The organism is Salinivibrio sp. MA427 (genome assembly GCF_001996115.1).
Lineage (GTDB): Bacteria > Pseudomonadota > Gammaproteobacteria > Enterobacterales > Vibrionaceae > Salinivibrio > Salinivibrio costicola.
In genome coordinates, this window is the sequence record NZ_MUFH01000443.1 from 1 (window position 1) to 1,535 (window position 1,535).

Below are 1,535 nucleotides of genomic sequence, written 5' to 3' on the forward strand. Positions count from 1 at the left end.
GTCACGAACTTGATAATCCATGTACCTGGGTTCGACAATCCATACGGTTTCTTCTGTGATGAGTTATTTCTAGCTATTTCCTCAACTTCTCGTTTAAAAAATCGATAGATTCCAGCACTTCTTTTTTAAACGTTATCAACACCGAGATTAAGAGAAGAGACCAAAACACAAGCATGTATATATAAATACTAGAACCGTATAACGTCACTATAGTTGCCCCGACAACCACGAGGGCAGTGTAAGTGTAAAGCAATAGTCTTGGCATAGGTTTCCAAAGATAAATTGAAAACTCTGTTCTCAATATGAAAAGCACCCAAAACGAAATACACGTACTTACAGCGGCACCTGAAGCACCAAAATGAGGGATCATCAACCAGTTACCTAAGATATTAATAATAAAGGCACCTAGAGACGCTAACATAGAAAAACTACTGCGGCGTGAAATACCTATCCCAACGACGGTGGTCTCGGAGAGAGTATAAAGTAGAGGAGCTCCCAAACAAGAAACGAGAATCCACTGCACGGAGATGTACTTATCTGGTAGAAATAGTGTAACAAGCCAAGAAAATAGACCTGCAGCACAAAACATTGTCACCACGAGTCCTAGGATGTAGCGACTAACCTTATTTACGTTCTCTAACCCTCCACCTGTACTCGCCCATTTATATACTGTAGGCGCCCAAACTGTAGAGAAAACACTCTGTAAAATTGTTGCAGCACCAGCAAAACTGACCGCAACGGAATACACTCCTAACTCTTCGAAGCTAGTCAGTGTTCGTAAGAAAACCTTATCTATGGCGGTCAACCCCCAATAGGCAATACTTCCTAATATCAACGGAAAGCCAAACCGCAACATTCTCTTCATATGGTGCCAGTTAACTGATGCCGTGATGCCCGCAATCCACTCCTTGTGGGTATTAAAAAGAAATACCGCACAAACAAACAAAAAGGCTGCAGTGTTTGCTAAAACTAAATTGGTTAAGCTTTTATCAATATCTAACACAACATAGCTGCCAATGATGGCGAGCAACACCAGTTTGGGTAACAGCTGGCTCATAGAAAAAGCCAACCCTTGCTCATTCATCCGCAACACTAACGAAAGGAAACGCGATAGAAAGGCTGCAATCAAGACAATGGCAATCAAAAAGCTCAGGTACCAATCAGAACGCTCAAAGAGCAAATTAGCGAGAGTACTACCGAACGATAGCAGGACAGTTAAACTAAGTAATAATATGGATAACCCGGGTAATAGAGCACGTTTCAGTAAACCTGGCCTATCATCTACTTCATGAAATTCTCGCACATAGGCTTGGTCTAGTCCCAGACTAAATAGCAGTGTGCTAAAACCAATGGTGACCTGTAGCATAGCTATTCTACCGACATCTTCCTGGGAAAAGAACCACGTGATAATAGGCAGTGTGATTAAGCTTAATAGAGCAGCCCCGATGGGACCAATAGCGAACGCAGCAATTTTTCTAGGCGTCACATCTAACCTCTTGATTTATCCTGATTGCTTTTATTAGATAAAGTTTGAG

The 1,535-nt window shown here is 41.8% G+C and carries 1 protein-coding gene; it reads right to left on the reverse strand.

What is annotated here, in order from left to right:
- Nucleotides 1-73 precede the first annotated feature (73 nt).
- On the reverse strand, nucleotides 74-1,486 hold the full coding sequence (locus BZG79_RS15430; RefSeq protein ID WP_077774849.1) for an oligosaccharide flippase family protein: 1,413 nt from the start codon (nucleotides 1,484-1,486) through the stop codon (nucleotides 74-76).
- Between the last annotated feature and the right edge of the window lie 49 nt (nucleotides 1,487-1,535).